The 25,620-nt window shown below is 38.2% G+C and carries 26 protein-coding genes and 2 pseudogenes; 6 read left to right on the top strand and 22 right to left on the bottom strand.

What is annotated here, in order from left to right; genetic code table 11:
* The first annotated feature begins 62 nt into the window (after nucleotides 1–62).
* Genes F0161_RS03100 through F0161_RS03090 form a run of 3 tightly spaced genes read left to right on the top strand, consistent with a single transcriptional unit; the run spans nucleotide 63 to nucleotide 1,308 of the window.
* Nucleotides 63–443 carry an iron-sulfur cluster biosynthesis family protein gene (locus tag F0161_RS03100; RefSeq protein ID WP_150203693.1) on the top strand — a complete coding sequence of 127 codons (381 nt, stop codon included), beginning with the start codon at nucleotides 63–65 and terminating at the stop codon, nucleotides 441–443.
* Nucleotides 440–961, top strand: a complete 522-nt coding sequence (locus F0161_RS03095; protein ID WP_150203692.1) for a fluoride efflux transporter FluC — start codon at nucleotides 440–442, stop codon at nucleotides 959–961. The genes F0161_RS03100 and F0161_RS03095 overlap by 4 nt, the downstream gene beginning before the upstream one ends.
* The gene (locus tag F0161_RS03090; protein WP_137601820.1) at nucleotides 961–1,308 is read left to right on the top strand and encodes a fluoride efflux transporter FluC; all 348 of its coding nucleotides are present in this window, start codon (nucleotides 961–963) and stop codon (nucleotides 1,306–1,308) included. Before F0161_RS03095 ends, F0161_RS03090 begins: the two co-directional genes overlap by 1 nt.
* 379 nt (nucleotides 1,309–1,687) lie before the next feature.
* Here F0161_RS03090 and F0161_RS03085 read toward each other — a convergent pair whose 3' ends face one another.
* The 12 genes from F0161_RS03085 to F0161_RS03030 all read right to left on the bottom strand — a co-directional run bounded on the left by F0161_RS03085 (nucleotide 1,688) and on the right by F0161_RS03030 (nucleotide 14,413).
* A complete protein-coding gene (locus F0161_RS03085) occupies nucleotides 1,688–2,875 on the bottom strand; it encodes an ABC transporter substrate-binding protein (RefSeq protein ID WP_390904543.1) in 1,188 nt (395 codons plus the stop codon).
* Nucleotides 2,876–3,616: 741 nt separating this feature from the next.
* A complete protein-coding gene (locus F0161_RS03080; protein WP_137601822.1) occupies nucleotides 3,617–4,306 on the bottom strand; it encodes an amino acid ABC transporter permease in 690 nt (229 codons plus the stop codon).
* A 23-nt stretch (nucleotides 4,307–4,329) separates the two neighbouring features.
* Entirely contained in the window at nucleotides 4,330–5,154 is an 825-nt protein-coding gene (locus F0161_RS03075; RefSeq protein ID WP_150203690.1) for a transporter substrate-binding domain-containing protein, read from the bottom strand.
* Between the two features lie 198 nt (nucleotides 5,155–5,352).
* Entirely contained in the window at nucleotides 5,353–6,171 is an 819-nt protein-coding gene (locus tag F0161_RS03070) for a transporter substrate-binding domain-containing protein (protein WP_225423189.1), read from the bottom strand.
* Nucleotides 6,172–6,622: 451 nt separating this feature from the next.
* Nucleotides 6,623–7,573: a substrate-binding domain-containing protein gene (locus F0161_RS03065; protein ID WP_137601824.1), complete on the bottom strand. Its 951-nt coding sequence runs from the start codon at nucleotides 7,571–7,573 to the stop codon at nucleotides 6,623–6,625.
* A gap of 12 nt (nucleotides 7,574–7,585) precedes the next feature.
* On the bottom strand, nucleotides 7,586–8,554 hold the full coding sequence (locus F0161_RS03060; RefSeq protein ID WP_137601825.1) for an ABC transporter permease subunit: 969 nt from the start codon (nucleotides 8,552–8,554) through the stop codon (nucleotides 7,586–7,588).
* A complete protein-coding gene (locus F0161_RS03055; RefSeq protein ID WP_137601826.1) occupies nucleotides 8,547–10,037 on the bottom strand; it encodes a sugar ABC transporter ATP-binding protein in 1,491 nt (496 codons plus the stop codon). Before F0161_RS03055 ends, F0161_RS03060 begins: the two co-directional genes overlap by 8 nt.
* Before the next feature lie 11 nt (nucleotides 10,038–10,048).
* On the bottom strand, nucleotides 10,049–10,444 hold the full coding sequence (gene rbsD / locus F0161_RS03050; RefSeq protein ID WP_137601827.1) for a D-ribose pyranase: 396 nt from the start codon (nucleotides 10,442–10,444) through the stop codon (nucleotides 10,049–10,051).
* A 150-nt stretch (nucleotides 10,445–10,594) separates the two neighbouring features.
* Nucleotides 10,595–11,275, bottom strand: a complete 681-nt coding sequence (rpiA, locus tag F0161_RS03045; RefSeq protein ID WP_137601828.1) for a ribose-5-phosphate isomerase RpiA — start codon at nucleotides 11,273–11,275, stop codon at nucleotides 10,595–10,597.
* Nucleotides 11,276–11,293: 18 nt separating this feature from the next.
* Nucleotides 11,294–12,214 (bottom strand): ribokinase, encoded by a 921-nt coding sequence (gene rbsK / locus F0161_RS03040; protein WP_150203689.1) that lies wholly within the window; start codon nucleotides 12,212–12,214, stop codon nucleotides 11,294–11,296.
* A 93-nt stretch (nucleotides 12,215–12,307) separates the two neighbouring features.
* On the bottom strand, nucleotides 12,308–13,324 hold the full coding sequence (gene rbsR, locus F0161_RS03035; protein WP_137601830.1) for a ribose utilization transcriptional repressor RbsR: 1,017 nt from the start codon (nucleotides 13,322–13,324) through the stop codon (nucleotides 12,308–12,310).
* Nucleotides 13,325–13,468: 144 nt separating this feature from the next.
* Complete coding sequence (locus F0161_RS03030) at nucleotides 13,469–14,413, bottom strand: nucleoside hydrolase (RefSeq protein WP_150203688.1); 945 nt, start codon at nucleotides 14,411–14,413, stop codon at nucleotides 13,469–13,471.
* Nucleotides 14,414–14,554: 141 nt separating this feature from the next.
* Between F0161_RS03030 and F0161_RS03025 the strand changes: the two are divergent.
* A pseudogene (locus tag F0161_RS03025) lies at nucleotides 14,555–16,098 on the top strand (FAD-dependent oxidoreductase).
* A 675-nt stretch (nucleotides 16,099–16,773) separates the two neighbouring features.
* On the opposite strand, the gene F0161_RS03020 reads toward F0161_RS03025, so the two are convergent.
* From F0161_RS03020 to F0161_RS03000, 5 genes are all read right to left on the bottom strand, one after another.
* The gene (locus F0161_RS03020; protein ID WP_137601836.1) at nucleotides 16,774–17,358 is read right to left on the bottom strand and encodes a peptidylprolyl isomerase; all 585 of its coding nucleotides are present in this window, start codon (nucleotides 17,356–17,358) and stop codon (nucleotides 16,774–16,776) included.
* A gap of 121 nt (nucleotides 17,359–17,479) precedes the next feature.
* Complete coding sequence (locus tag F0161_RS03015) at nucleotides 17,480–18,226, bottom strand: hypothetical protein (protein ID WP_150203687.1); 747 nt, start codon at nucleotides 18,224–18,226, stop codon at nucleotides 17,480–17,482.
* Between the two features lie 12 nt (nucleotides 18,227–18,238).
* Nucleotides 18,239–18,805 carry a hypothetical protein gene (locus F0161_RS03010; RefSeq protein ID WP_150203686.1) on the bottom strand — a complete coding sequence of 189 codons (567 nt, stop codon included), beginning with the start codon at nucleotides 18,803–18,805 and terminating at the stop codon, nucleotides 18,239–18,241.
* Between the two features lie 99 nt (nucleotides 18,806–18,904).
* Nucleotides 18,905–19,096 carry a hypothetical protein gene (locus tag F0161_RS03005; RefSeq protein ID WP_150203685.1) on the bottom strand — a complete coding sequence of 64 codons (192 nt, stop codon included), beginning with the start codon at nucleotides 19,094–19,096 and terminating at the stop codon, nucleotides 18,905–18,907.
* A gap of 39 nt (nucleotides 19,097–19,135) precedes the next feature.
* Nucleotides 19,136–19,414 (bottom strand): hypothetical protein, encoded by a 279-nt coding sequence (locus F0161_RS03000; protein WP_150203684.1) that lies wholly within the window; start codon nucleotides 19,412–19,414, stop codon nucleotides 19,136–19,138.
* Between the two features lie 236 nt (nucleotides 19,415–19,650).
* On the opposite strand from F0161_RS03000, the gene F0161_RS02995 reads away from it, so the two are divergent.
* Together F0161_RS02995 and F0161_RS02990 are read left to right on the top strand one after the other, a co-directional pair.
* Entirely contained in the window at nucleotides 19,651–20,352 is a 702-nt protein-coding gene (locus F0161_RS02995; protein WP_137601840.1) for a CPBP family intramembrane glutamic endopeptidase, read from the top strand.
* Between the two features lie 154 nt (nucleotides 20,353–20,506).
* Nucleotides 20,507–20,947: an OsmC family protein gene (locus F0161_RS02990; RefSeq protein ID WP_137601841.1), complete on the top strand. Its 441-nt coding sequence runs from the start codon at nucleotides 20,507–20,509 to the stop codon at nucleotides 20,945–20,947.
* Nucleotides 20,948–20,965: 18 nt separating this feature from the next.
* Here the strand turns inward: F0161_RS02990 and F0161_RS02985 are convergent.
* The 5 genes and pseudogenes from F0161_RS02985 to F0161_RS02960 form a co-directional block, all read right to left on the bottom strand.
* A pseudogene (locus F0161_RS02985) lies at nucleotides 20,966–21,916 on the bottom strand (Mbeg1-like protein).
* Nucleotides 21,917–22,234: 318 nt separating this feature from the next.
* Entirely contained in the window at nucleotides 22,235–23,191 is a 957-nt protein-coding gene (locus F0161_RS02975) for a serine hydrolase (RefSeq protein ID WP_150203681.1), read from the bottom strand.
* Between the two features lie 246 nt (nucleotides 23,192–23,437).
* Complete coding sequence (locus F0161_RS02970; protein ID WP_150203680.1) at nucleotides 23,438–24,019, bottom strand: uracil-DNA glycosylase family protein; 582 nt, start codon at nucleotides 24,017–24,019, stop codon at nucleotides 23,438–23,440.
* The gene (locus F0161_RS02965) at nucleotides 24,012–24,635 is read right to left on the bottom strand and encodes an HI_0552 family protein (RefSeq protein ID WP_190318899.1); all 624 of its coding nucleotides are present in this window, start codon (nucleotides 24,633–24,635) and stop codon (nucleotides 24,012–24,014) included. The genes F0161_RS02970 and F0161_RS02965 overlap by 8 nt, the downstream gene beginning before the upstream one ends.
* Before the next feature lie 36 nt (nucleotides 24,636–24,671).
* Entirely contained in the window at nucleotides 24,672–25,541 is an 870-nt protein-coding gene (locus tag F0161_RS02960; protein ID WP_225423186.1) for a restriction endonuclease, read from the bottom strand.
* Nucleotides 25,542–25,620 lie beyond the last annotated feature (79 nt).

Below are 25,620 nucleotides of genomic sequence, written 5' to 3'. Positions count from 1 at the left end.
TAATGTATTTTTGAAAGGGCTTTATCTATACTGTGAGTAAATAAAGAAATGAGGCGATTTGTATGGAAATAAAATTCACTGAAGATGCTCTTAACAAGATTAAACCTAAATTAGATGATCACACGGTTATGCTATTAAGTTATGCTGATGGTGTTGGTCCATACTCACATCACGGACTCGTCGCTTTGCAAATTGAATTTGATTTTATTTTAATTACTGACAAAATGGATAAGAAAGATTATGACGGCCAATATGATTCAGAGCTTGGCCCTATTTACTACAAGAGCTACTCAAAGGAATTTTTGAGTGACAACTTGAAGATTGCTTTCCAAAGTAACTTCAACGTGCTAACTCTCTCTGATGATAGTGAAACGATTGAAGATAATCTACAATTACAAGATTTACGTGAATATTATAGTAGAAAAGTTTTTTTAGTAAGTTGATTGATGATAGTGCGGTCTATCATCAATCAGCTTTTTTACTTCAAAATTTCTCTAAACTAACCGTATTTACAATTGATGCAAATACTAGTAAACTCAATGTTATTAATACTTACGAAAGTGTGATTACAATCAAACGATACATAGCAGTTTTCTTATTCGGTATCATCGGTGGTGGTGCGCGTTATTTGATGGAATTATTGATTGTCGCCCCCAATGGATTTCCATTCAGTACTCTCTTAATTAACATCATTGGATGCTTCTTTTTTTCGATTATGGTCGATTACATTCCTAAGCGCTTCGCACTCAGTTCAACGGTTGCCACTGGGTTAAGTGCCGGATTAATCGGATCATTTACCACCTTCTCCACATTTAACTTAGACGCAATTAAATTGGTTGTTCACCATCAATTGGCGTTTTTTGCAATTTACTTATTTTGTACTATTTTTGGTAGTCTCCTAATGAATTTGACTGGGCGCAAGGTAAGCCGACGCTTATTACAAAAACTGGAGGTCTTCTAATGTTAATTATTTACGTAGGTATGGCCTCAGGTGTCGGTGCGTGTCTCCGGCTCGTTTGCATGGATGTATTTAGTCACAGTTCATTTTTTAGTAAACTATATTTCCCTGTCGTGACCTTTTTAATCAATATTGTCGGATCATTACTGATGGGCTTTATTTTTTATTATCTACCCGATACAACGACTAATACGCTGATCTCAGTTGGTGTAATCGGTGGATTCACCACCCTTTCAACTTTTAATGATGAAATGATTCTACTTTGGAAATATCACAAATTAACTTGTTTACTATATGGATTTCTAACCTACTTAGTCGGTTTAATTGTCGTATTAGTTATGGTGAGGTAATAATTCAACTTTAGATTGTATAAGCAGCCAGCTTTTCAGCTGAGTAATCATGTTCAAGCCATCAAACTATTCCGGTTAACTCAATGATTTATTTTTCCAAGTCCGAAAATTAAATCATTATGTTAATCCTCATACTTTACCGAGGGCTTTCACACACTTTATGAAACGCGCTCCACATCTCAACTGACTATTGTATAAGCAACCAGCCCGGCTTGATAGCAAACCACTATCAAGCCCTGCAGTTTTCTGAAACGTGCTCCACATCTCAACTGACTATTGTATAAGCAACCAGCCCGGCTTGATAGCAAACCACTATCAAGCCGGGCTGGTTACTTATACCACGTCAGCTAACCGTGATGTGTCGCGCTCTGTTCTTTAATTATTTAACTTTATAAGCCTTTGTAACTTTGCCACCTTGAATTTCTTCAATTGAGATGGTCTTTTGTGGATTATGTTTCTTATCAATAGAGATTGTTCCACTTACACCCTTAAAGTTCTTAATTTTAGCAAGTCCTTTAGCAATCTTAACTGAGTTTGCTGAACCTTGTTGTTCAATAGCTTTCTTAACCATGTAAACTGTGTCATAACCAAGTGCTGAGAACGTTGGAGCTTCTTCGTTGTACTTAGCTTGATAGTTCTTCATAAAGTTTGAGGCTTTCTTGTCGCTAGCAGCGGCAATCTTAGAAAATGGAGTTGTGTAGTAAACGTTGTTAGCATTTTCTTTACCAGCTATTTGGATCAACTTAGGATCGGCCATACCATCAGTACCAACGATTGGTTGGTTAATCCCCATTTGACGGGCTTGTTTAACAATCAATCCAACTTCTGAATAATATCCTGGAATGTAAATTGCATCAAAATCTTTTGATTTAAGAGCAGTCAATGTAGCATTGAAGTCCTTATCACCAGCAGTGTAGTATTCAGTTTGAACAATCTTACCCTTGAAGTCTTTCTTAAATTCTTTTGTCAAACCAGTTGCATAATCGGTTGATTTGTCAGCAATAATGGCTACTTTCTTTGCTTTCAAAGTGTTGTTCGTAAAGTTGGCAACAACTTTACCTTGGAAGTTGTTTTGATATTCAGTTCGGAAAACATAAGGTTGAACTGAACCATCTTTTTGCAATGTATATTTATAATCTGAAGCAGAAGGGCTAATGGCTGCTACTTTAGCTTTGGTAATATTTGGAATAGCAGCAGTTCCGGCATTAGTAGTTGCGGGTCCAATTACTGCAACGACCTTGTCATTATTAACCAATTTTGAAGCAACTGATGCTGAGTCGGTGGTACTAGTTTTGTTATCACGATAAATCATTTGAACTTTCTTCTTTGTCTTACCAACCTTGATACCACCAGCTTTATTAATTTCTTGGGCGGCCAATTCAATTCCTTGTTTTTCAGCTTGACCATAAGCTCCTGCGGCACCAGAAAGTTCCATATTGACACCAATCTTAATTGTCTTACCTGCATCGTTACCTTCGTTTTTGGCTGATGAACATCCTGCCAATGTTGTACTTACCATCGCAATGGCACTAAAAATCGTAACTGCCTTCATAAACTTTTTCATAATCTTCCACTCCTATGTGTATGTATTCAAATGCACGTTATGTTTAAGTATCTTGTTTGGAAATTGTTATATGTTTTACCCGAAATTTGACCTCGATCCACCTTTCATTGCGTAAAAAAACCTCATTGAAATTTCAATGAGGTTGATTGATTGCGTGTTATCACCCTCATTATTAAACGGAAATAAGGGCTTAACTATATTGAATACTTCTCAATACGTCAGGTCCTAGTTGCTTAATAATAAGGCTAAATTTTGTAGGGAGCTTGTATGTGTGTTTGTGTGCATTTGTTTATTCATAATATGTGTGCTCCCTTTCAAAGTTTAAGTGTTGAAATTAGGATACATAATATTCTAAAGTAAGTCAACAGTTTTTTAATATTATTTTAATCTTCTTTTCATTTTGCTATTTTTCCACAGCCTTGAAATTGCTCTAAGTCCTTTGTTACCAAGGGATAACTTCAAGCCAAAATATTCGAACAAATTTTAGATTAAAATAGTTTTTTTGACTAACTTAATTTAATTAATCATCCCTAACAAAAAAATTAAGCACAGTTCATAGTGCGAACCATACTCGATTTCATCTTTATCCGTATTTGACTAATCATGCTCATCCAATCTTAAATCGGCTTTTCACCACCATTCACTCCGTTTAACTAAAAAATTAAGCACAGTTCATAGTGCGAACCATACTTAATTTTTCTGTTAATACTCATGAATGCCCGTGGTGAAAAGCACTCTGTTAATTTAATTTGTAGCTCTTATATACTTATCACCCATATGCTTTTCAGCATAAGTCATAGCGAGTGACATTACACCGGTCAAGATGAAGTAGATTACGGCGGCAACAATCAGTGGTGGTACGAAATCGTACAAGGTTCCACCAACACCAAGTGCTTGTGCGGTAACTTCTTGAACCCCAATATAGAATAATACTGAAGATTCCTTGATCAAGGTAATAAATTCGTTTCCTAAAGCTGGTAAAAGGTTACGGATTGCTTGAGGTAAGACAATTGAAAACATCGTCTGACGACTGCTCATTCCAAGTGACATTCCGGCTTCAGTTTGCCCACGATTAATTGAAATGATTCCTGAACGGAAAATTTCAGATACGTATGCACCAGAATTAATTCCTAATGCAATTGAACCAGGGATGACACGATCAAGACCCGATCCCAAGAATTCAACTTGTGGGATTGGTAGTGCCTTCGAAAGTATATAATAAATCAGCATAACTTGAATCATTGAAGGGGTTCCACGTACGATTGCGACATAAATCTTCGCAATCCATTGGAAGATTTTGACTTTTGACAATCGCATCAACACAATCAACAACCCCAAGGCGATACCAATCAAAACCCCGATAATTGAAATAATAATTGTTAATGCTGTTCCATCTAAGAACAATGGATAGTAATGTCCTAAAAAGCTAAACATCTAATTCCCCCTACTAGTTAATTTTATTTACCATACTTGGCTTGTAAATCTTGAGCTTTAGCTAAGAATGTATCCATCTTGCCGTTGCTCTTAAGTTCTTTGATTGTTTTGTTAACTTGTTTCAATAGTTTCTTGTCATCTTTACGAACGGCAACATTAATATGTTGTTGTGACTTAGGCGTGTTTAACTTAACATCCTTTGCAATTGCATATTTTTCTGGGAATTGTTTGACGTAGTTATCAGCAATCTCGTTTTCAAGAACCACACCAGCCAACTTACCTTGAGTTAATTCAGTGGTTAAGCTGTTAGCATTAGCTTCTGTAACTGTCGTGGCAACTTTAATTTGCTTCTTAGCAATAGATTCTTGAGTAGTGGTTTGTTGTGCCCCAACTTGGAGTCCCTTTAGGGCAGAAACTGAACCAAATTTGTTTTCATCAGCTTTATTAACTAACAAAACATTTTCAACCTTGTAATAACTGTCAGAGAAAGCAACTTGTTTCTTACGTTCATCAGTTGAAACCATTCCGGCAAGGACAATATCAACTTTCTTATTCTTCAACTCAGTGATCAATGATGGGAATTCAGTGTTGGTAATCTTCAACTTAACACCCATATCTTTGGCAATTTGTTGAGCAATGAAGATATCGTAACCAGTAATGGTCTTCTTACCATCTTTCACGATTGGAAATTCGAATGGTGCGTAGTCAGCTGATGTCCCCATCACTAACGTACCCTTGTCCTTAATAGATTTAACACTATTATCTGATGAACTGCTACAACCTGCTAATCCAATTGTTAGTAATGCCAGGCCTGCAACGACTAATAAACTCTTTTTCAAATGTTTCATATACCGTTCCTCCTAAGTAAATATCCAATAATACGGTTATTTATGAATAAAACCGAATGTTTTTTTATAATGTAATTATGATATGACATCTTCAAACAAAAATCAAGTAAAAAGTGAATATTTATTACAAAAAAATCCGTTTATTTGCATTTTATCTGTATTTTTTAAGGTTTATCCATTAATTTATGCATATTTAATTTATTTATTCAACTCAGCTTGTTTGTCTTCAGCCTTTTTATATAACTGATCTAATTTGCCTGATGATTTCAGTTGCTTAATCACCTTGTTAACTCGTGTAACTAATTTTTTATCATCCTTACGTGCCGCCACACTGATGTCTTGTTGTGATTTTGGCGTTGGTAACTTAACTTTAGCCACTTCATACTTGTCTGGGTTTTGCTTAACAAAGTTTTCCGCCACCACGCTATCTAAGATTACACCGGCCAACTTGCCTTGACCTAGTTCGGTAGTTAAACTATTAACATTGCTTTCCGTCACTAAGTTGGCTTTCAGTTTACTTTTCGCAATTGTTTGTTGTAATGAAGCTTGTTGTACACCAATCTGTGCCTTATTAGTATCGCTAATTTTGGCATATTTATCTGCATTACCTTTTTGAACTAATAACCAGTTTTCGACTTTGTAATAACCATTTGAAAATGCAACCGACTTTCTTCGTTCCGGTGTAGCGGTCATCCCCGCTAAAACTAAATCAATCTTATTTTCCTTTAAATCCGGGATTAATGAAGAAAAAGTGGTATTCACAATTTTTAGTTTCACACCCATATCATCGGCAATCGCTTTAGCAATATACATATCGTAGCCAGTGATCACTTTTTGTCCATTTTTGATAATTGGAAATTCAAATGGTGCAAACTCAGCTTCAGTCCCAACTACCAATGTTCCCTTATCTTGGATCTTCTTCACACTATTATCAGCTTTTTTCCCACATCCACTGACGATTACCAACAATACTGCTAACAATGAAATAACTGCTAACAACCTCTTATTAACTTTCATATCTTTCTCCATTTCTGAATATATATTCATATAATTAAGTATTGTTTTATATTAAACCATCAATCCGTATATCAAGCAAGAATAAATTTACATTTAGACGCAAAAAAACACCTACCAACCTTTTACGTTGATAGGTGTTCCGGAAGAACGGATTGTATATGCAACCCTGGAGGTCTTCTCAGACACTCAATCTGATTTGCATTACTCCTGTGAGTTCCTAGCGCACGCCGGTAGCTGCTCTGTCCGAATTATTTTTGATATTATGAGCCACTCTTACGCTGCTTCTGGCCTACTAATCTTCGGCTACCAGAAACCTGTGCTTGATATCTAGAGGTCCGAATCACCGATGATTGAACCTCACCGACTCGATTCAAGAACTTTAAATGTCCTTCCTCACTTAGTATATTACCATATCATGTAAACGCTTACAAGCGATATGACCAACTCCAAATTATTGTGCATTTGGTGATTTAACTAAATGAATAGGAGAAGCAATATGCTTCGAAATCTTCTCTCCACGATAGTGTTTGTAGGCTGCTTTAACGGCTAATTCACCTTCAGTTTTAGGCTGTTGTGCCACGATTCCAGTGATTGTACCTTTTTTAACAGCTGCTAAACCATCTGGAGTTCCATCGATAGAAACAATCTTGATGTCTTGGCCTTGAACGGCTTTAACAGCACCTAATGCCATTTCATCGTTTTGGGCGAAAATCCCCTTAACATCTGAATGTGCTTGTAAAATATTTTGCGTAGTATTGAGTCCTTTGGCACGATCAAAGTTAGCACTTTGTTTGGCAACTAAATCTAGCTTACCTTTAATTTGACCATCAAATCCTTTACCACGTTGGACGGCAGCATCAGCACCAGGAGTTCCTTCAAGTTCAGCAACTTTAGCATTATCCCCGACTTGTTCAGCCAAGAAGTCTGCGGCCATCTTACCAGCTTTGACGTTATCAGAGGCAACAGTCGTTAGCAATTCACCACCATTTGAACCACGATCACAGGCGATAACTGGAATCCCAGCTTGGTTAGCTTTTTTGACAGATGAAACAATCGCGTCTGAATCAACTGGATTAACAATGATTACATCTACATCTTTAGTGATTAAATCTGAAATTTGATTATTTTGTTTTGAACTATCATTTTGTGCATCAAATGTTTCCACTTTTGAATTATTTTTCTTTGCTTCTGAATCAATTCCTTTTTTCAAATTAACAAAGAAAGGATTACTCAACGTCGACACTGAAACACCAATTTTAACGTCTTTAGCGGCTTTCTTTTCAACCTTGTCACTGCTGGTTGGACGGCCGATTGTCGCATATTGACAACCTGAAGCGACCATCAGAAAGACTGAGAATACTGTGAATAACCCAATTAATCTTTTCATACCAATTTTCTTCATGAATTCGTCCTCCTAGGCTTTTGCTTGCTTACGATCTAACAATACGGCAATCAAGATTACGATACCTTTAACAATTTGTTGGTAGAAACTTGAGATTCCTAATAAGTTCATCCCATTGTTCAAGACCCCAATAATCAAGGCACCAACTAAAGTACCGAACATCTTACCTTTACCACCAGCTAATGACGTCCCACCTAAAACAACGGCAGCAATGGCATCCATTTCATAACCGGTCCCGGCATCAGGTTGAGCTGATGAAAGTTGTGAAGTTAAAATCATACCGGCAACGGCTGATAAGAATCCAGCAATTACATAAATCCAAATGGTAATTTTCTTAGTATTAACACCAGCAACAAAGGCGGCTTTTTCGTTCCCACCTAAGGCATACGTTTTACGACCAAATGTAGTTTTGTGTAGGAGCACATAAGCCAATGCGTACATGATAACCATGACATAAACTTGGAATGGAATTCCGAATAAATAGCCTTGTCCAAGGAATAAGAATGAGAAATCGTTGTTCATGGTTTTACCAGTAATTGGGTTACCATTTGTCAACACGTAAGTTGCACCACGGAAAATTGCGGCGGTTGCTAAAGTAGCAATAAATGGAGCAGCTTTACCGTAAGCAATCAAGACACCATTAACGGCACCAAAGATAGCACCAGTAATCATTCCAATTGCAAAGGCGAAGATTGGTGGACAACCCATTAGAATCAATTGGGCCATGAAAGCACCACTCAATGCAAGAATTGATCCAACTGACAAATCAATTCCGGCAGTTAAGATAACAAACTGCATCCCAAAAGCAATCAATGCATTAACTGAAATTTGTTGCAGCAAGTTCATGATATTATTAATATTCAAGAACGAACTATTTAAAACGCTTACAAAAATTACCAATACAAGCAATGCCACCAATGGGCCTAACTTAGAATAAAACTCACCAATATTAAATTTCTTTTTCGTTTCTGTGTTATTCATTTATTTCTCCTCCAGTCGCTAGTGTCATGACTTTGTCTTGAGTAGCATCTTTAGTAGCTATTTCGCCTTGAATTTTGCCTTCATAAACTACAACAATGTTGTCACTGAAGCCAAGTACCTCATCAAGATCACTAGATACCATGATGATTGCAGTTCCACGGTCGGTTAATTCATTCATCAAATCATAAATTTCACGTTTAGCACCAACGTCAACTCCACGAGTTGGTTCGTCTAAGATTAAGATTTGAGCCCCTGAGCCAACCCATTTAGCGAGAACTACCTTTTGCTGATTACCACCAGAAAGGCTAGAAGCTAAATCTTGAGAACTTTGAGCCTTAACTCCTAATCGTTTCATCAACATATCAACAAAATCTTTATCCGCTTTTTCGTCGATGAATCCATTTTTAGTAAACCCATCAATACTTGGTAAATCAATATTTTCTGACAAACTGCCGTCTAAGATTAGGCCCTCATCTTTACGGTTTTCAGTTAGAAAACCAATGTTGTGTTTGATGGCTTGTTCCGGTGTTTTAATTTCAACTTTTTCACCATTAACAAAGATGTCACCACTGTCGAGCTTATCAACGCCGAAAATGGCACGCATAATTTCCGTCCGACCAGCTCCCATTAATCCTGAGAAGGCTAAAATTTCACCTGATCTAACTGAAAAATTAACATCTTTGAATGTATCTCCACTGGTCAAACCTTTAACTTGGAGTAATTCATTACCAAATTTAGGCTGACGGTCTGGATAAAAGTCTCCCATGTCACGTCCAACCATGTCGTGCACGATTTGCTTAACGTCAGTTTCTGAAGTTTCATAAGTATTGATTGTGAGTCCATCACGCATTACCGTTAAGCGATCACTAATTTCAAAGATTTCTTCCATTCTGTGGGAGATATAAATAATAGCGACACCTTGTTCTCTGAGCGAACCAATAATAGTAAATAATTTAGCGATTTCGTTTTCACTTAACGCTGCTGTAGGTTCATCCATAATCAAAACTTGTGTTTTATTCATTAATGACTTAGCAATTTCAATCGTTTGTTGGCGACCAACACTGAGTGAACCAACTGGTGTATCAACTGAGATATCTACACCTAACTTGTCAAGTGCGTCTTTAGCTTGTTCACGCATGGTCTTCATGTCCAACATTCCAAACCCTTTTTTGAGTTCGCGATTGAGAAACATGTTTTCAACGACTGACATATCCGCAAAGTTATTCATTTCTTGATGAATAAATGCAATTCCATGTTGTTCGGCATCCAGTGCATTTTTAAATAGTGTTTTTTGGCCATCAACTAAGATTTCTCCACCATCCGCACTCAGTAAGCCCGTTAGGATGTTCATCATCGTTGATTTACCAGCCCCATTTTCACCCATCAGCGCATGGACCTCGCCGCTGTGAATTGAAAAATTGACATCTCGTAGCACTTTATTTTGTCCAAAAGCTTTGGAGATGTTTTTCATTTCAATATCCATGATATTCCTCCTTAAAATGTTACCCCACTTACCAAAATAATATTTGAGAACGGACTCATCTCACCCGTGCGAACGAAGGCTTTAGCATCCTTCAAATCTTTTTTCATATCTTCGTGTGCAATGAATGAAATCTTGGTGTCTGGAAATAACTTTTGAATTGCTGTCAATTGACTTGGATTATTCGTCCGAATTTCATTGGCTAAAATAATTTCTTGCACTTCTAGTTCTGAAATGATGTTCGTTACCACATCAATAAAACTTGGTAAGTTCTTGGTAACTGCCAGATCAATTTTTTCAGTAGTTGCTGGGACTGGCATCCCCGCGTCTCCGATGGCTAACGTATCAAAGTGACCCATTTGGCTAATCACTCTGGACAAATCTGAATTAATAACTGTTGTTTTCTTCATGAAACAGTAACCCTCCTTGTGTTTTTACATAAAACGTTTTACTTAACATGCGAAAAGCGTCCAATTTATTTTGCATTAGTAAATATATCACAAAAAGTAAACGCTTTCAAATATTTCTAAAACTAAAACCGCATCTCTGTGGTTTAATTACTACTTATTTAGCGCTTTAGGGCCATTTTGTGTGCCGACAATTACCGTGTCAACCACGTTCAAAAATAGTCCATGCTCGACGACTCCGACAATGCCATTTAACACTTTGGCAAGAGCAAATGGATCGTCAATCGTACCCAGATGTAAATCAATAATATAATTTTTTTCGTCAGTTAAAACATATTGCTGATTATCATCTTTTCTGAAACTTGGATGGTAACCCATCTGCTCCAATTTAGCCAACACGTGCGTTGAACCAAATGGAATCACTTCTAATGGCAATGGGAAGGCGCCTAATTGATGAACTAACTTGCTTTCATCAACAATCCACATATTCTTTTTCGAATTAATGGCGACGATTTTTTCCCATAAATGAGCTGCGCCACCACCTTTGATACCTTGAAAATCATCACTAATTTCGTCGGCACCATCGATGGTTAAATCGATTTGATCAATCTCGTCAATATCTTTAACAGTGATTCCCAATGATTGAGCTTGATTAGCTGTGAAATTTGACGTAGCGACCGCGGTAATGTGTAACCCTTCATCAGCCACTCGCTTACCCAATGCATCGACCATATATCTAACCGTTGAGCCAGATCCTAAGCCAACAATCATGCCATCTTCAACATACTTAACCGCTTCATTACCGACTAATTGTTTTAATTCATTTTGTTCCATCATTCAACCTCCAAAAACTTACTTGCTTGCAGCTTCAATTTCAGCTTTCGTTGGAATTGATGGCATTGCGCCTAAACGTTGAACTGTAATTGAACTAGCGCGTTGAGCAAAGGTCAATGCTTCCTTAATATTACTTAAGTCCTTCTTTAATTGTGAGCTGAGTGCTCCGATAAATGTGTCACCAGCGGCAGTAGTATCAACAGCATCCACTTTAAAGGCAGGGACAAAATCATGTTGACCATCCTCAGTTGAATAAAAGGCACCTTTACTACCAACTGTGATAATCAAATTTTTCACACCCAATTTGGCAAAGGCGGTCGCATTTTGAACCATTGATGCTTCATCCGTCACTTCAATTCCAGTTAAACTAGCACTTTCAGTTTCGTTAGGGACCACGATATCTGATAATTCTAGTAATTCTGGTAACATTTCAGAAGCTGGCGCTGGATTCAGAATGGTAATTGCACCACTTTCTTTCGCCAACTTGAACGCAGCAATAGCTGTTTTTTGCGGAGTTTCAAATTGTGTCACTACGAAATCTGCATTTTTAATTTGTTCTGCAGCATTATTAACTTCCGTTTCTGTAACCTTTTGATTAGCCCCACCATAGACCAAGATACTATTTTGCCCATTTTCATCTAAGAAAATATAAGCTGATCCGGTTCCTGATCCAGTATCAACATTGATGCCAGAAGTATCGACATTGTCATCTTTTAAAGATTCAATCATAAATTTACCGGCATCATCGTTTCCAACTTGGCCGATAAAACTCGTTTCAGCGCCGGCTCTCGCAGCTGCAACAGCTTGGTTAGCGCCCTTTCCACCAGCGGCACTACTACGGTCATTCATCTGTAAAGTTTCGCCTGGTTGTGGTACTCGTTTAATTCTTAAAATGGTATCTACGTTTAAACTACCTAAGATAACTACTTTATTTGCCATAATCAATTCTCTCTTTCTGGTTAAACACTCAAGTAAAACCTTTTACTAATCTTGTACAAATATTTTATCATGAAATATAAGCCTTTTCAACAACTATTTTGTATTTTGGGTAGTACTTTCCCGAGCAACCAATTCGACTGGCAAATTAACGGTTTGAGTTTTTACCTTGGGATTGTTCACTCTATTCAACAAAACTTCGGCAGATTTTTTACCCAATTCAATAATTGGTTGGCGAATAGTTGTTAATTTAGGTGAAAAATATTCGCCCCATTCAATGCCATCATATCCAATAACGGATAAATCATTAGGAATATCAATTTTGCGTTCCCGCAAACCACGATACACACCCACGGCCATTTCATCATTAATCGTAAAGACCGCGGTCACTTCAGGATGCTTCACTAATTCGGTGACTGCTTCATAACCGCCCCTTTTAGTCATTGGCGATGCAATTTTGACAATATCGGTTTTTAAATCTATATCATTTTTAATGCAGACATCTTCGAATCCTTGTAATCGACGGCGCAAGTTATTCGTTAATGAATCTGAAATAATCATTGCAATTTTTTTATGGTGCAAATCAATCAAATGCTGAGCTGCCAATTGTCCACCATGATAATCATCAGTTTGAACAGTGTCGCCTGCTTCTACAGTATTTTCATCAATTAACAAGTATTTAATGTTATTCGGATTTAAAATTTCATCAATCACTTCGGCTGTGATTGCGGCACTGGCAATAATTAAGCCACTAACTGATCGTTCGACCAATTTTTCCAGGTAATACTTTTCCAATTCCGCATCATGATTAGAACTAAAAATAATGGGAATAAATTGATTTTCACGAGCAATCGTCTGAATGCCTTTAATTAATTCACTAAAAAATGGATTTCCCACATTTGGCACTAAAACTCCAATTGTTTGCGCAGATTTCATAATTAAATTCCGAGCGTTAAAGTCCGGAACATAATTCATTTCCACTTTTAAATTTAAGACCCGTTTGCGCGTATCTGCACTAAAGCGGTCACCTTTTCCATTTAAAATTTGAGACACAGTAGTTACTGATGTGCCAGCGGCCTGAGCCAAATCATTGATTGTTACTTTGCGTACCATATGTGTCACTTCCTGTGAGAGATTTATTTTTAGTATATCGTCAAACTTGACGTCTGACAAAATTTATTTTAAATACTAACCGAAATTTAATGCAACCACTACGTCGCGCGAATTATACAGTTAAACAAACCTGACAGGTTTTGTCTAATAAAGTGGTTTGGCAGCTGATTGAAGTAATTCATCGATTTTATCGTAGAACAAATCTTCATGAGCAGCCGTGACGAGTGTAATTTTGCGACCACCATCTTTTAAATAGGTCCTACCAGCAGCAGGGCCATCGACTTCAACATCCCCGGTAACTACCTTTGATTCAACAATTTCCGGATACTTAAATGACATTGCAGTCAGCACATCCCATAAATAATATTTTGAATCAGCTTCAAAAGTCAGCACTAACGCATAACCTTGGCCAATCAAATCTAGTGCTGGAAAACGGCGCTGTTTAGCCCAACGATCGCGTAATCCTACTGTTAACGGCACTTGATCGGTACTTTCAAGACCAACCATTTGAATTTCAATATCAGCATCCCAGACAATTTTGACTGCTTCGGGATCCCAAAAAGCATTCCATTCAGCCGTGCCGTCATGCTCAGGATCATTTACATTGCCCTGGTTATTCATCGTGCCACCCATCCAAAATAATTTATCAATTTTGTCGGTGATTGAGGAATCAACCTGGAGTGCCCGCGCCAAATCAGTTAACGGCCCAGTCATGACCAAGGTTGTTTTATCGGCTTGATTTTGTAATTTATCAATCATATCCAGATGAGCCGGTTTAGCGGCTTCAGGCGTTTTGATTGTGCCAGTTTCATTAAGCATCGGAAAATTATCAAATGAAAATGAACTCAACCGCCAATTGGTTGGAAATTGGTGCACAGGTCGTGAATTGGATTTAGCAATATCTTTGACTTGCGAGTGCGAGCCAAATAAATCCACAATTTTACGTGACGCGGACACGGCTGGTTCTACGAATGAATCTGCACCAACGACACCGACTCCAGTTAAGTTAATATCTGGCATTTGTAACATCAATAATAACGACACCAAGTCATCAACATTTCCATCGTGATTGAAATAGACATTTTGCAAAATAAGTACCCCCTCGTTTATTAATATTCATATTACTATAGAACGGCGATGCTGTGCTGCTTTTTCGTCAAAACGGTTTTATTTCTAGAATTACGCTATAATATCGATAATGAAAACGATAACAAAAGGAGCTGATTCATCATGAAAATCATTATTATTGGGGCCGTTGCCGGAGGACCGTCATTAGCCACCCGACTTCGGCGGTTAGATGAAGATGTTGACATTATCATGTTCGAACGTGGGCAACACATTTCATTTGCCAGCTGTGGCTTACCTTATTACTTGGGGCACGTCATCAAAGAACGCGACAGTTTAATTGAACGCACTCCAGAAGTTTTGAAAGAAAAGAACAATATAGATGTTCGTATCCAAACTGAAGTGACCGCAATTGACCCGGAACAGAAAATTGTGACGGCGACCAATTTAGTTGATGGTTCTACTTATACTGAATCTTACGACAAATTAATTCTCGCAACCGGCGCTCGTCCCACCGTGCCCAAAATTAATGGTTTAACTGATGCGACAAACTTATTCACAATTCGCAACGTTACGGATGCTGACAAAATCAGTGATTTCATTGAAACTAATCATCCCCATCACGTCACCATTGTTGGAGGTGGAACGGCGGGAATCGAATTAGCCGAAAACTTTCAGCTTCGAGGTTTAACTGTTTCGATTGTGGAACGCTCTGAACACGTCGCAGCTCCATTTGACCCTGAAATTACAGAAATTTTAGAAAAGCAACTCATCTTTCTTCTGGGGAAACCCTAAAGACCGATATGCTAATTTTCGTAACTGGTGTCGTGCCAAATAGTGAACTAGCACCTGCAGCAAAGATTACACTTGCTCCAGACAAGCACATCATCGTGGATGAACACCTACAAACTAATGTGGCAGACATTTACGCAATCGGTGACGTAATTGAAACAACGAGTTATATCACTGGCTTGCCAATCCAAAGTGTCCTGTCTAGCGCTGCCAATCGTCAAGGCCACTTGTTAGCCGACGCTTTACTAGGAGCTGATCTCACCTATCGTGGTTTCATCGGTGCCGGAGTTGCGCAAGTATTTGACATGACCGTTAGTTACACTGGCTATACCGAACAGACGTTAGAAGCCGCTGGGGTAATGAATTATCAAAGCATTTTTATTACACCATTTGACCATGCTTATTTTTACCCCAATGCCAAACGGTTGAATTTAAAAGTCACTTATCATCCATCGACAGGTGCTATTCTAGGTGCCCAGGCAATTGGTCACTCTGGTGTAGATAAACGGATTGGGGAACTCTCAGTTGCCATTACTGGTAACTTAACGGTTCATGACTTGCCTGATCTAGAGTTGCCATACTCACCACCATATTCAACCACACGCGATCCTTTAAATACCGCCGGTTATGTCGCCATTAATCAATTGAACCAAGCCGATTTAATGGTCCCTTTGAAAGAAATTCCAGCCGACGATTTAAAGTCCGCCTTCTTCTTAGCAATCCATGAAGATGGCAAGACCAATACCGGTTCCATCACGCCTAATCTCAGTATTCCTTTAAACGACTTACGTGACCGACTCGCTGAAGTCCCTACCAATAAAAAAATCTACATCACCCATCGTCCTGGCCTCAATAATTACACTGCTGCCCGTATTCTTGCTGGACATAAGTATGAGGTGTCGATAGTAGAAGAGTAAGTGCTGAGTAACTCGCTAAATTAACGAGTACTAACCTAAACAGGCAGATAATTCGGTCTTTGAATTGTTTGTCTGTTGTAGTTAGGTGAGTTGATTGAGTTGGGAAGCCGTTAAAAATAAGTGCTGAGCAACTCGTTTAATCAACGAGTACTAACCTAAACAGACAGATAATTCGGTCTTTGAATTGTTTGTCTGTTGTAGTTAGGTGAGTTGATTGAGTTGGGAAGCCGTTAAAAATAAGTGCTGAGCAACTCGTTTAATCAACGAGTACTAACCTAAACAGACAGATAATTCGGTCTTTGAATTGTTTGTCTGTTGTAGTTAGGTGAGTTGATTGAGTTGGGAAGCCGTTAAAAATAGTGCTGAACTTATCGGGCAGCTTCGGAGCATTTACGAAGAATAATCAATTGTTGTCGCACTATGACAATGGTTGATTATTTTAGTAAAGTGACGAAGTTGATAAGAGATGCCGTTAATGAGTAGTGCTGAGATTCACGGGAACTTGTGAACATTAATAGGCACTCATTGTTATCATGAACTTGGATAATAATGAGTGCTAATTAAGTGGAGCAAGTTGATAAGAGAAGCCATTAAAGAATAAGTGCTGAACAACTCGTTTAATCAACAAAAAAATAGAAGTAACCTCGCAAATTTGCAAAGTTACTTCTATTTTTATTATTCTGAAATTTCAACTGTTGACATAATAACGTCTTCTAGAGGCTTATCAGACATGTCACGTTCAACTGCTTCAATTTTATCAATCACATCTTTACCATCGATCACTTGTCCGAACACAGTGTGACGGAAATCAAGCCATGGAGTTCCACCATTCATGTATGGTTCGATGATTTCTTCTGGATAACCAGCTTCACGCATTTGTTCATCAGTTCCAGGTTGAACACTCTTGTTTGAAACGATAAAGAATTGGCTACCGTTGGTATTTGGTCCAGCATTGGCCATCGAAAGAGCGCCATTGATGTTGAATAATTCTTGTGAAAATTCATCTTCAAAAGAATCGCCAAAAGCACTTTCGCCACCCATACCAGTGCCTGTAGGATCGCCACCTTGGATCATAAAGTCTTCAATGACACGATGGAAAATAACACCATCATAGTAGCCTTGTTTAGCTAATGTTGTGAAGTTTTCAACCGTTTTAGGTGCTTGTTCTGGGAACAATTGAACGGTAATATCACCAAGATTAGTTTTAATTGTAGCCTTTGGTCCCTTAGCATTTGCTAAGTCAAGTTGAGGTAAAGTCATTATAAATCTCCTTTAAATTTCATTTTAAACGTCGCGTACCATTATAGCTGATTTCAAGCCGACTTGAAACTATTTTTAACTCAACAAAAATGACGCCAAAATCGCGTCATTTGAATTCGGATTAATCTGCATTTAACAATGGCAGCAACATGATGGCAAAGGTCAGCCATTCTGCCCATAAAACAATAATGGTACTGGTCCAATAGTTACGTCGATGTTGAAAATTGAAGAGTGAAAAAATGTGAATGACCAAATATTCAACTAGTGTAGCATCGTTGGAACTCACTTTTAACACAACAAAAATTAGTAATTCGATAATCAATGTGAATAACGTCCGGTAAATAAAAGTGTCCTTTTGGCACGCTGCCACAAAAACTTGATGTAAGAAAATCCAAGATGCACAGTACAACAATTGGAATCCTAAAATTTTCACCGAGTGTAAAAATGTGTACATCCAGTAAGTCGAAGCGAAGGTATCCGCGTTGACCTGTGCCACGAAAGCAAAGATTTCTCCTTCCGAAGTATGAATATAAATCCAAATGGACACTGCGATAATCGCAAACGTGACAACAATCATGACCCCAATCATTTCAAGGATTGACAGGAATGATGGAACATGAAAAATTCGTTGCCCTTGGAAAATTTTTGCGTAGTGAACCGCAACTATTAAGACGATAACAAATGCCAAGTTCATGGCCACCGCACCCAAAATTGTTGCATTCTTGGAGTAAGATAAGTTCACGAAACTGAGTTGAAAGTGCTTAGCTAATGGATTATTAGTCGTACCCAGCATCAACAGAAATAAGCTGAGACTCCCAAAGTAAAACCAATTATTTAAATTCGTCAGTCTATTTCTTAAATCATTCATTTCAATCCCCCCTTACTTCTCTAATGGTGGCAGCTTAGAAACATCAAATGAAACTACCCGTCCAATTCTTGTTTGTTCATGTGTCTTATAGGACCGTGCACTAGATTCGAAAATTGCGTACATTCGGTTACCATCAATCGTGATTTGTTCCAGATGTGAAGGCATTTTAATAACTGCTTCGGCATCATTTTTAGTGAATCGACGTTTATTACTATCAATTTTGTAAACGTAAATTTCCGAATCGCCAGAACCGTATGATTGGGAAATATACATCAAGTTCTTATAAAATGAGAACCCTTGAATTTTACCAATTGACTGCTGTGAAAGCTGTTCACGCACATCATTACCCAGTAAACTTCCACCAGATACATTTTTAATGCTGTTACGGCCACTCAAGACTTTATCAACATCAAAACGTTGCACGGTACTATCGCCAGTCACGCTGAAAAATCCGACCCACAGCTGTCCATCACGGTAAGCAACAGTCGATGCTTTAGCAATTCCCGGCAATAAAGCCACATGGGTATAGTTAATTGCATTGTTACTCTTGGCAAAATCATAACTATCAATATCATCCATCTTGATAGCAATCAAAGCTGCTTCTTTTCCAGACGAGCCACAAACCCATAATAGATTTTTGTCAGCCTCGTAGGCAACACCACCTACATGCGGACGACCTTACAAAATCACATTTTTCAAATGTTTACCCGTTGAACGATCAATGATACTCAAAATTGATGCTCCACGATATTCATGGTCATACGACGAAGTAATAATATACTTCGGTGTCACCGCTACTCCTTGCGGCGTCATGAAATTCGAGGTAATGACTTGATTTGTATTTTTTGACCCGGCATTGTTTGTCGCCAAAGTATTGGCCTCATCTAATGCAGGTACCACAAAAGTCCCTTACGCATCACTGTCATTGTCATTCGTATCAGTTACACAATTGATTACATATGATTTTGCCTGATGATTTTGGCCATAGTAATCCAACGAAGCAGCGACCAATTTAGGATATTCATTCAAATCTTTGCGCAAATTTTTCAAGCTGAATGCACTGTAGTACTTATTATAATCAGTATCAATTTTTGGCTTTGCGTACTGTAATGGACCCAAGAAAATAAACCCTAAAATGGCCAATAACAACATGGCCAAGCTAATCCAATTAAGATATTGTCGTCGCATACTTTTCACTCCCCCCAATTTATGTATATAACTCGCTTTCAATGGCATTTTATCATAAGTTTCCCTATTTTATAAAAGAATATAATACTCTATTAGTAGTTTATTTTTTATACTGACACTAAATGAGCTTATTAGGTGCAATTCCGGCACGTTATGGCTTAAAATTTGTGTTGTTAAGAGATGACTGATAATATTTGGTAGTACATAAGACTACAATAGATGGGAGTGTTGTAATTATGAACAATGGAAAAATGGAAATTTCCAAAGCCAAAACGTTAGTGGCCTTTCTTATTATTCCAATTGAATTAATCTTGGGGAATGTCGTTAAAGTTATCGACGATCAACTCATTCGGGTAATTATCGTTACCCTACTTTTCTTTACTGGTTTCTCATTAGCAATTTTTCTTTATCACGATGTTTTGAAAAGAGACTGGAAGTTATTCAAGGAACATATTTGGCGGAATCTATTAACTGCAATTATTGGGTTAGTGGCCGCGCCAGTTATTCTCTATGGAACACGGTTCCTGACCCAGATGCTGTTTGGCGCTACTGCAGGCGGTGCTAGTGGTGACTCAACTGGAACCACTACAGTCCGGATGGCATTAATCACGGCAATCGCTAGTTTAGCTGCATTAATGGCACCATTTACGGAAGAAATTATTGCTCGTCATGCGCTGTTCTATCAATTTAAGGGCCGTGGCGCCGTGACCGTCCTGATGTTTTTCTTCTCAGCGATTTTCTTTGGCTTGATTCACTGGAATAACTTCAACGGTAACGTTGTTGAAATGATTCCCTATATGATGATGGGTGCTTGGTTCTCATTACTTTATCTGTATAGCAAAAATATCTGGGTTAGTATCACCACCCATTTCTTGTTTGATGTAATGACCCCAGTCGCCTCGATCTTTATGTTAATCATTACAATTATTCAACACTAGATTAGGCATCTTTGAAACGGTAATTCTCAATTTGAGGATTATCGTTTTTTTGTTAAAAATACCAATTATGTTATAAGGCTTATTCCTGTTATCCAAAATAAAAATATATTATACTCGAGCTTTTGAAAGCGTATACAAGAAAGGGAGCTATTTTATGGCAGAGAAATCATTATATAGTACACATGTTATGAATCATGATGGATTAACCGGAACTACCTATGTTGAAGGCAACGAAGGCTTAACTTTAGGAGTTAGCAGCTCATTAATGGACGCCCCTGGAACCAACCCAGAACAATTCATTGGTTTTGCAGTCAGCACCTGTTTTAACGGTACGATTCGCTTAGTTGAAGAACGTAAAAAGTTACCTCAAGAAAGTACGATTCGTACCACCGTTGATATCGTCAAAGACGCGGTTGGCTACAAATTTGTTGTGCATGCTCAAATCAAATTTGATACTTTAGACAAATCGACTGCTTCTGGCGTGGTTGATGCCGCTTTAGACGAATGCCCAGTAGCTAAATTAATCAAAGCTAATGCCGATGTTTTCTTTGAAATCGTAGACGATTTTGATTCAGATCCTACTTTAGGCGAATAAATTTTAGACGAAAAAATCTCAGAAATATTTCTGAGATTTTTTATTTTCAGTCTGTTTTAATTTTTCAATTAGTAATTTTGACGGCTGTGGCACATTTAGTTTGGGCATGGACGCAATCGATTGTTGCCAGCGACTAGTCACTCGTAACTTGGCCTCATCCGTCATTGCTCCAAATAGTTTGTCCGTGACATCTTTCCATCGCTGACGTGTCTCAGGATTCGAATCAGAAATGGCTTTCATCATGATTCTAAAATTGACTGGCCAATTCTTTGCTAATTCACTGAGACGGTCATCATCAGTGGCCTCAAATAAGTCAAAAATTGAATTCAAGAATTCACCCCGTGTCGCATCGTCAATGCTCTCTAACCATCGAGTGATTGATGCCTGGGTGTACTTGGATAAAGAAGTCGTACTAGTGGCTAAGACAAATTCATGCCCTCGTGTGGCCCATGAATGCGGATCATGTTGGTTAAACCCGAAGCTATCTGACTGTACCACTTGATAACTCGATTCAGGTTCCAACAACAGACCGATGACAGAGGCTTCGGGAATCAATTTGTGGACTCGATCAATACAATAATCCGGGATTGCTTCATTTAAACCGGGGCCATCCACACTATAGGCCGCTAAAATGTCCTCTCGGCGAGATGCATGACTATGCACCAGTGTTTAGACAGCTAAGTGACCACCTTTGGAGTGACCACCTAAATAATATTTTCCAGGATAATGTCGATGCATTTTCTGATAGTATTTGAGTGCCGCTTGCTGTGATGGAATTTCTGGCATGAAGGTTAGATTAAAATCTTCCTTCCAATCAGTCAGTGTGGCTGTCGTTCCGCGATAAGCGATAAATGACAAGCTTGGTAATAGGTCAAAAGTGACGGCACTAAATTGCTCTTCCGCCTCAATGTCTTGTCGTTCAACCCAATCATGCCAATTTAGGCTACCAAAGCGGACACTTCGCTGCATCACTCGTAACAGTTCAGCATTTTGATTAGCACGCCAAGTGTTTTCAATCACTGTCTGGATTTGTCGTTCATTCATTTGCGCAATCGATGTGATCTTTTCCGTTTGTAAGTACGCAAAATCCATGTACGCCAATTGTGACAACACAACTGCGTCAATGTCATTCAATGGTTCATCTATAAATGAATTTTTACCAAATTCGATCACATAATCAATCATGGCCAATTGCTGTCAATCCCTTCACGAGTAGTTCCTATTAATTCGAATTATATTACAAGCGATAATCCAATTCAAATTGAACTCATGAAAGCTGATTTATGGCTAGTTTGAATAGTCTTCCAATTTGGTTACAGCATCAGCACCATACACAATTTGTTGCACTTTCTTGGCAATTTTCGCAATCTTTGGGAATCCGCTAAAACCACTTTGATTATGGCCATGCGTCATGATCACTAGAATATATTTTTGCCCATTTGGCATCGTAACAATTGCAGCATAGTTATTGGTATCATCCAAGAAACCAACTTTATCTGACACGGTGGTCCCTTTGTCTGCCGCAGCAACACCTGCTGGAATACCAGTTCGATAAATTTGTTTACCCATTAACTTCAAAATTTTAGCTCGATCACTAGCATTGGAGAATGAACCAGTTCCGGCTTCTAATTGTTCCAATAATAATTGTAAGCTATAACTTGTCGAGGTGGCATTCTCATCTGTTTGGAAAACTGGTGAATACCAGCCCTGATTGCTAATAAATTTGTTGATTTTACTCATGCCATATTTTTGCAATTGTTCTTCAGCAAAGTCATTTTCACTATTTACAATCATGCGGTAAAATCCATCTTCATTTGTGCTATTCCAAGTGAAATTTCCATTGAGCTTTTGTTGCATTAAATACGCCGTGATAAATAGCTTGTAAGTGCTGGCTGTCGTTTGATCCGTATGTGCATTTGACTCAACCTGCAATTCACCTTTTTTATAAACATCTGCATATTTTGATTTAGCTGCCGTGCTACCACTCGTTGCACCAAGGTTATAAAAACTAACGCTGACCGTGCCATCATCAGTGACCGTTTTTAAATAGTTGGTCAAATTTTCTTTAATAATTTTTTGTCGTTTGGCTACTTCTTTTTGTGTTTCAGTTTGAGCTGTGCCACCCGATGAGGCTTTACTGGTATGGACGTACTTATACCCGATAATTGCAATCAGTAAAATACCAACCACACTAATAATTGCTTTTAAAAATTTCTTCTCTGCTTTTTTCTTAACGAATATCATAACAAATACGTTATGTCTTTATACGGACAAATTTAGGTACATTTGTGTAAGATTTTATGAATTATTTATGACTTAGTGTCACGTAATAGCTTGATATCAACCGATATGTCACCTTTCGTCGTACATTGCTGGTAATCAAGAGCTACTCTTCTAACATTTGATGTGATAAAGCCGGTTCTACAAAATTTCAGTAAAAAAAACTGTGATCCAAAACATTCGTTTTGTCACAGCACTCTTCTGCCTTACCTATCTTAAAATATGATCAATTTGTTGCTTCAAAGCTGGTAAAACATCTTGTTCATACCAAGGATTCTTTTTTAACCACCCATAGTTTAGTGGTGACGGATGAACTAACGGAAAAAATTGGGGTAAATATTTTTGATAATCCTTTACTGTCTGGGTCAACGTTGCCTTAGAATCTAGGTCCAAATAATAACGTTGTGCATAGCTTCCAACTAATAAAGTTAATTCAATATTTGGCATTAAATCTAATAATGGCTGATGCCATTTTTCTGCAAAACCCTTGCGTGGTGGTAAATCACCACTTTTAGCTTTCCCGGGATAATAAAAGTCTAGCGGCACCACTGCAATTTCACCTGATTGATAAAATTCATCATCAGACACACCCATCCACTCGCGTAACCGCACACCACTAACGTCATTCCAAAAGATTTTTGTCTCTTGTGCTTTACGCCCCGGCGCTTGACCAACGATATTGATTTTAGCCTTTTGGCCAGCGTAGTACAGCGGTTCAATCCCTTGTGAAGTGAAACTTGCATTATCTGGATCATTTTTAATCGCATTAAAAATTTGATCAAACTCACTCATCCGCCGCTACCTCCATGCTTCCAATAACTTCTCGATACAATGGCAATAATTCACTTACTGCTTTTGAAACTTCTTGTTCAAAATTGAACTCTTCCGCTAATGGAAAATACCACACTTTGCCAAGCATCACCGGTTCATCACTCGCTTGATATTGATCCAATCTTTGATGTGGTTCCAATTCCGATTGACTGGCAGGCCAAACATAATATTCGGTTGAATTGACCGTTCGTTGCCAGTTTGCCAGTTTTTGATTAACCGCTGACTGGTATTGGGTTGATGTTCCTAATCGTGTTTCACTTTTATAATTTTGAAACATTAAATAAACCTGCAATTGTTGTCGATTAACAAGCACTCCGATGCAGGGATTAACATCCCCGATTCGATAACAGGTCCAAAAGTGATCTCTGATTTTCCAACCATTGGTCCAACTTTCAATTTTCAGTTTTCCCAAATCTAGTTTCGCCGCTGTTTGTAAATTAGCACTTTTCCAGTCATTCCAAATTAATTTGTAATCAACTTTAATTGCTTCAACTTCTGATTCACTTAATTGTTGTTTTAATACTTTAAACGAAAACGTTTCTCGTTGAAATATTTTTGGCCATTCATTAATATTCATAGCTATCCTCATTATTCGTAATCTGGCGGCCACGTGTTAAAAAGTTGCCACGATTTTGCCTAATACCTGATGTGACTTAATTTTTTGCAATCCATTTACTATTTCATGTGCTGAAATAATTTCAGTGATTTGCGGATCAATGCCATCAGTATCAACTAAATTGAGCAATTCCATGGCCATTTGACCTAAATCACGTACTTGTGCAGGATTATTGCTTCGATGAGCACCACCAAGATCAACTTTGGCATACGTTAAGGCTTTATCCCAGCTGAACAAAGTCTGAGACAATAACTGAATACTTGGCACCAGATACAACACAAAATAGTCTTGCTTCTGTTCATTTGCAGCCATTGCTTCTGCAATCTTGAGACTAGTGAACGTCTTCCCAGTTCCAGGGGCCATAATTAATTTACCGCGTTCATGCTCATCAAAGTAAGCCACGGTCTTATCAATGGCTTCATTTTGGTACGCCCTTGGTTGTTTATGACTGGCAGTAATTGCTTTTTCTGCATTGCCAAAACTGAATTGCGACCAGTCGAAGCTAGAGTGCTTGAGGTCAGACAACCCAATGCGGTTAATATCCTTAGAGCCATCATCCAAAGCCGCTTCGGCGTTTTTGTTCCAGTCGTCCGTGGTGGCGACTAATAGGCCGTCTGCATAGTAATTTTTGTTCAATTCAGCAACGTAACTATTGATGGTATCCTTGCCAACTTTGCCGTGATAATACTTAGCCTGTACGGCGGTTAACTCATCAGAATCGCGGTGACGAGCCACAAGATCAACGCCAAGGTCTTTCTTAGGAATATGGTATTCGGCGGGAACTTCGCTTAATAGCCACACATCATCGTACAGATTCTTATATACTGGTTCGTTAAGTAGGTACGACTTAACAACTTCTTCAAACATCGTGCCGCGATCACGTTGTACACCATTAGCACTTTTGTCAATTTGGGCAATTAAACTATCAAAATTATTTTCTAGTCTG

Origin of the sequence: Paucilactobacillus nenjiangensis, from assembly GCF_008632615.1 — a bacterium.
Taxonomy (GTDB): domain Bacteria; phylum Bacillota; class Bacilli; order Lactobacillales; family Lactobacillaceae; genus Paucilactobacillus; species Paucilactobacillus nenjiangensis.
Note: the sequence above shows the minus strand (reverse complement) of the source record. Positions and strands in the feature narration are given on the sequence as shown.

Coding starts and splice junctions, on each gene's coding strand:
- F0161_RS03100 (WP_150203693.1), top strand. CDS start 63: ATGGAAATAAAATTCACTGAAGATGCTCTTAACAAGATTAAACCTAAA.
- F0161_RS03090 (WP_137601820.1), top strand. CDS start 961: ATGTTAATTATTTACGTAGGTATGGCCTCAGGTGTCGGTGCGTGTCTC.
- F0161_RS03080 (WP_137601822.1), bottom strand. CDS start 4,306: ATGTTTAGCTTTTTAGGACATTACTATCCATTGTTCTTAGATGGAACA.
- F0161_RS03075 (WP_150203690.1), bottom strand. CDS start 5,154: ATGAAACATTTGAAAAAGAGTTTATTAGTCGTTGCAGGCCTGGCATTA.
- F0161_RS03070 (WP_225423189.1), bottom strand. CDS start 6,171: ATGAAAGTTAATAAGAGGTTGTTAGCAGTTATTTCATTGTTAGCAGTA.
- F0161_RS03065 (WP_137601824.1), bottom strand. CDS start 7,573: ATGAAGAAAATTGGTATGAAAAGATTAATTGGGTTATTCACAGTATTC.
- F0161_RS03060 (WP_137601825.1), bottom strand. CDS start 8,554: ATGAATAACACAGAAACGAAAAAGAAATTTAATATTGGTGAGTTTTAT.
- F0161_RS03055 (WP_137601826.1), bottom strand. CDS start 10,037: ATGGATATTGAAATGAAAAACATCTCCAAAGCTTTTGGACAAAATAAA.
- rbsD (WP_137601827.1), bottom strand. CDS start 10,444: ATGAAGAAAACAACAGTTATTAATTCAGATTTGTCCAGAGTGATTAGC.
- rpiA (WP_137601828.1), bottom strand. CDS start 11,275: ATGGAACAAAATGAATTAAAACAATTAGTCGGTAATGAAGCGGTTAAG.
- rbsK (WP_150203689.1), bottom strand. CDS start 12,214: ATGGCAAATAAAGTAGTTATCTTAGGTAGTTTAAACGTAGATACCATT.
- rbsR (WP_137601830.1), bottom strand. CDS start 13,324: ATGGTACGCAAAGTAACAATCAATGATTTGGCTCAGGCCGCTGGCACA.
- F0161_RS03020 (WP_137601836.1), bottom strand. CDS start 17,358: ATGACTTTACCTCAACTTGACTTAGCAAATGCTAAGGGACCAAAGGCT.
- F0161_RS03015 (WP_150203687.1), bottom strand. CDS start 18,226: ATGAATGATTTAAGAAATAGACTGACGAATTTAAATAATTGGTTTTAC.
- F0161_RS03010 (WP_150203686.1), bottom strand. CDS start 18,805: ATGGATGATATTGATAGTTATGATTTTGCCAAGAGTAACAATGCAATT.
- F0161_RS03000 (WP_150203684.1), bottom strand. CDS start 19,414: ATGCGACGACAATATCTTAATTGGATTAGCTTGGCCATGTTGTTATTG.
- F0161_RS02995 (WP_137601840.1), top strand. CDS start 19,651: ATGAACAATGGAAAAATGGAAATTTCCAAAGCCAAAACGTTAGTGGCC.
- F0161_RS02990 (WP_137601841.1), top strand. CDS start 20,507: ATGGCAGAGAAATCATTATATAGTACACATGTTATGAATCATGATGGA.
- F0161_RS02975 (WP_150203681.1), bottom strand. CDS start 23,191: ATGATATTCGTTAAGAAAAAAGCAGAGAAGAAATTTTTAAAAGCAATT.
- F0161_RS02970 (WP_150203680.1), bottom strand. CDS start 24,019: ATGAGTGAGTTTGATCAAATTTTTAATGCGATTAAAAATGATCCAGAT.
- F0161_RS02965 (WP_190318899.1), bottom strand. CDS start 24,635: ATGAATATTAATGAATGGCCAAAAATATTTCAACGAGAAACGTTTTCG.
- F0161_RS02960 (WP_225423186.1), bottom strand. CDS start 25,541: ATGTTTGAAGAAGTTGTTAAGTCGTACCTACTTAACGAACCAGTATAT.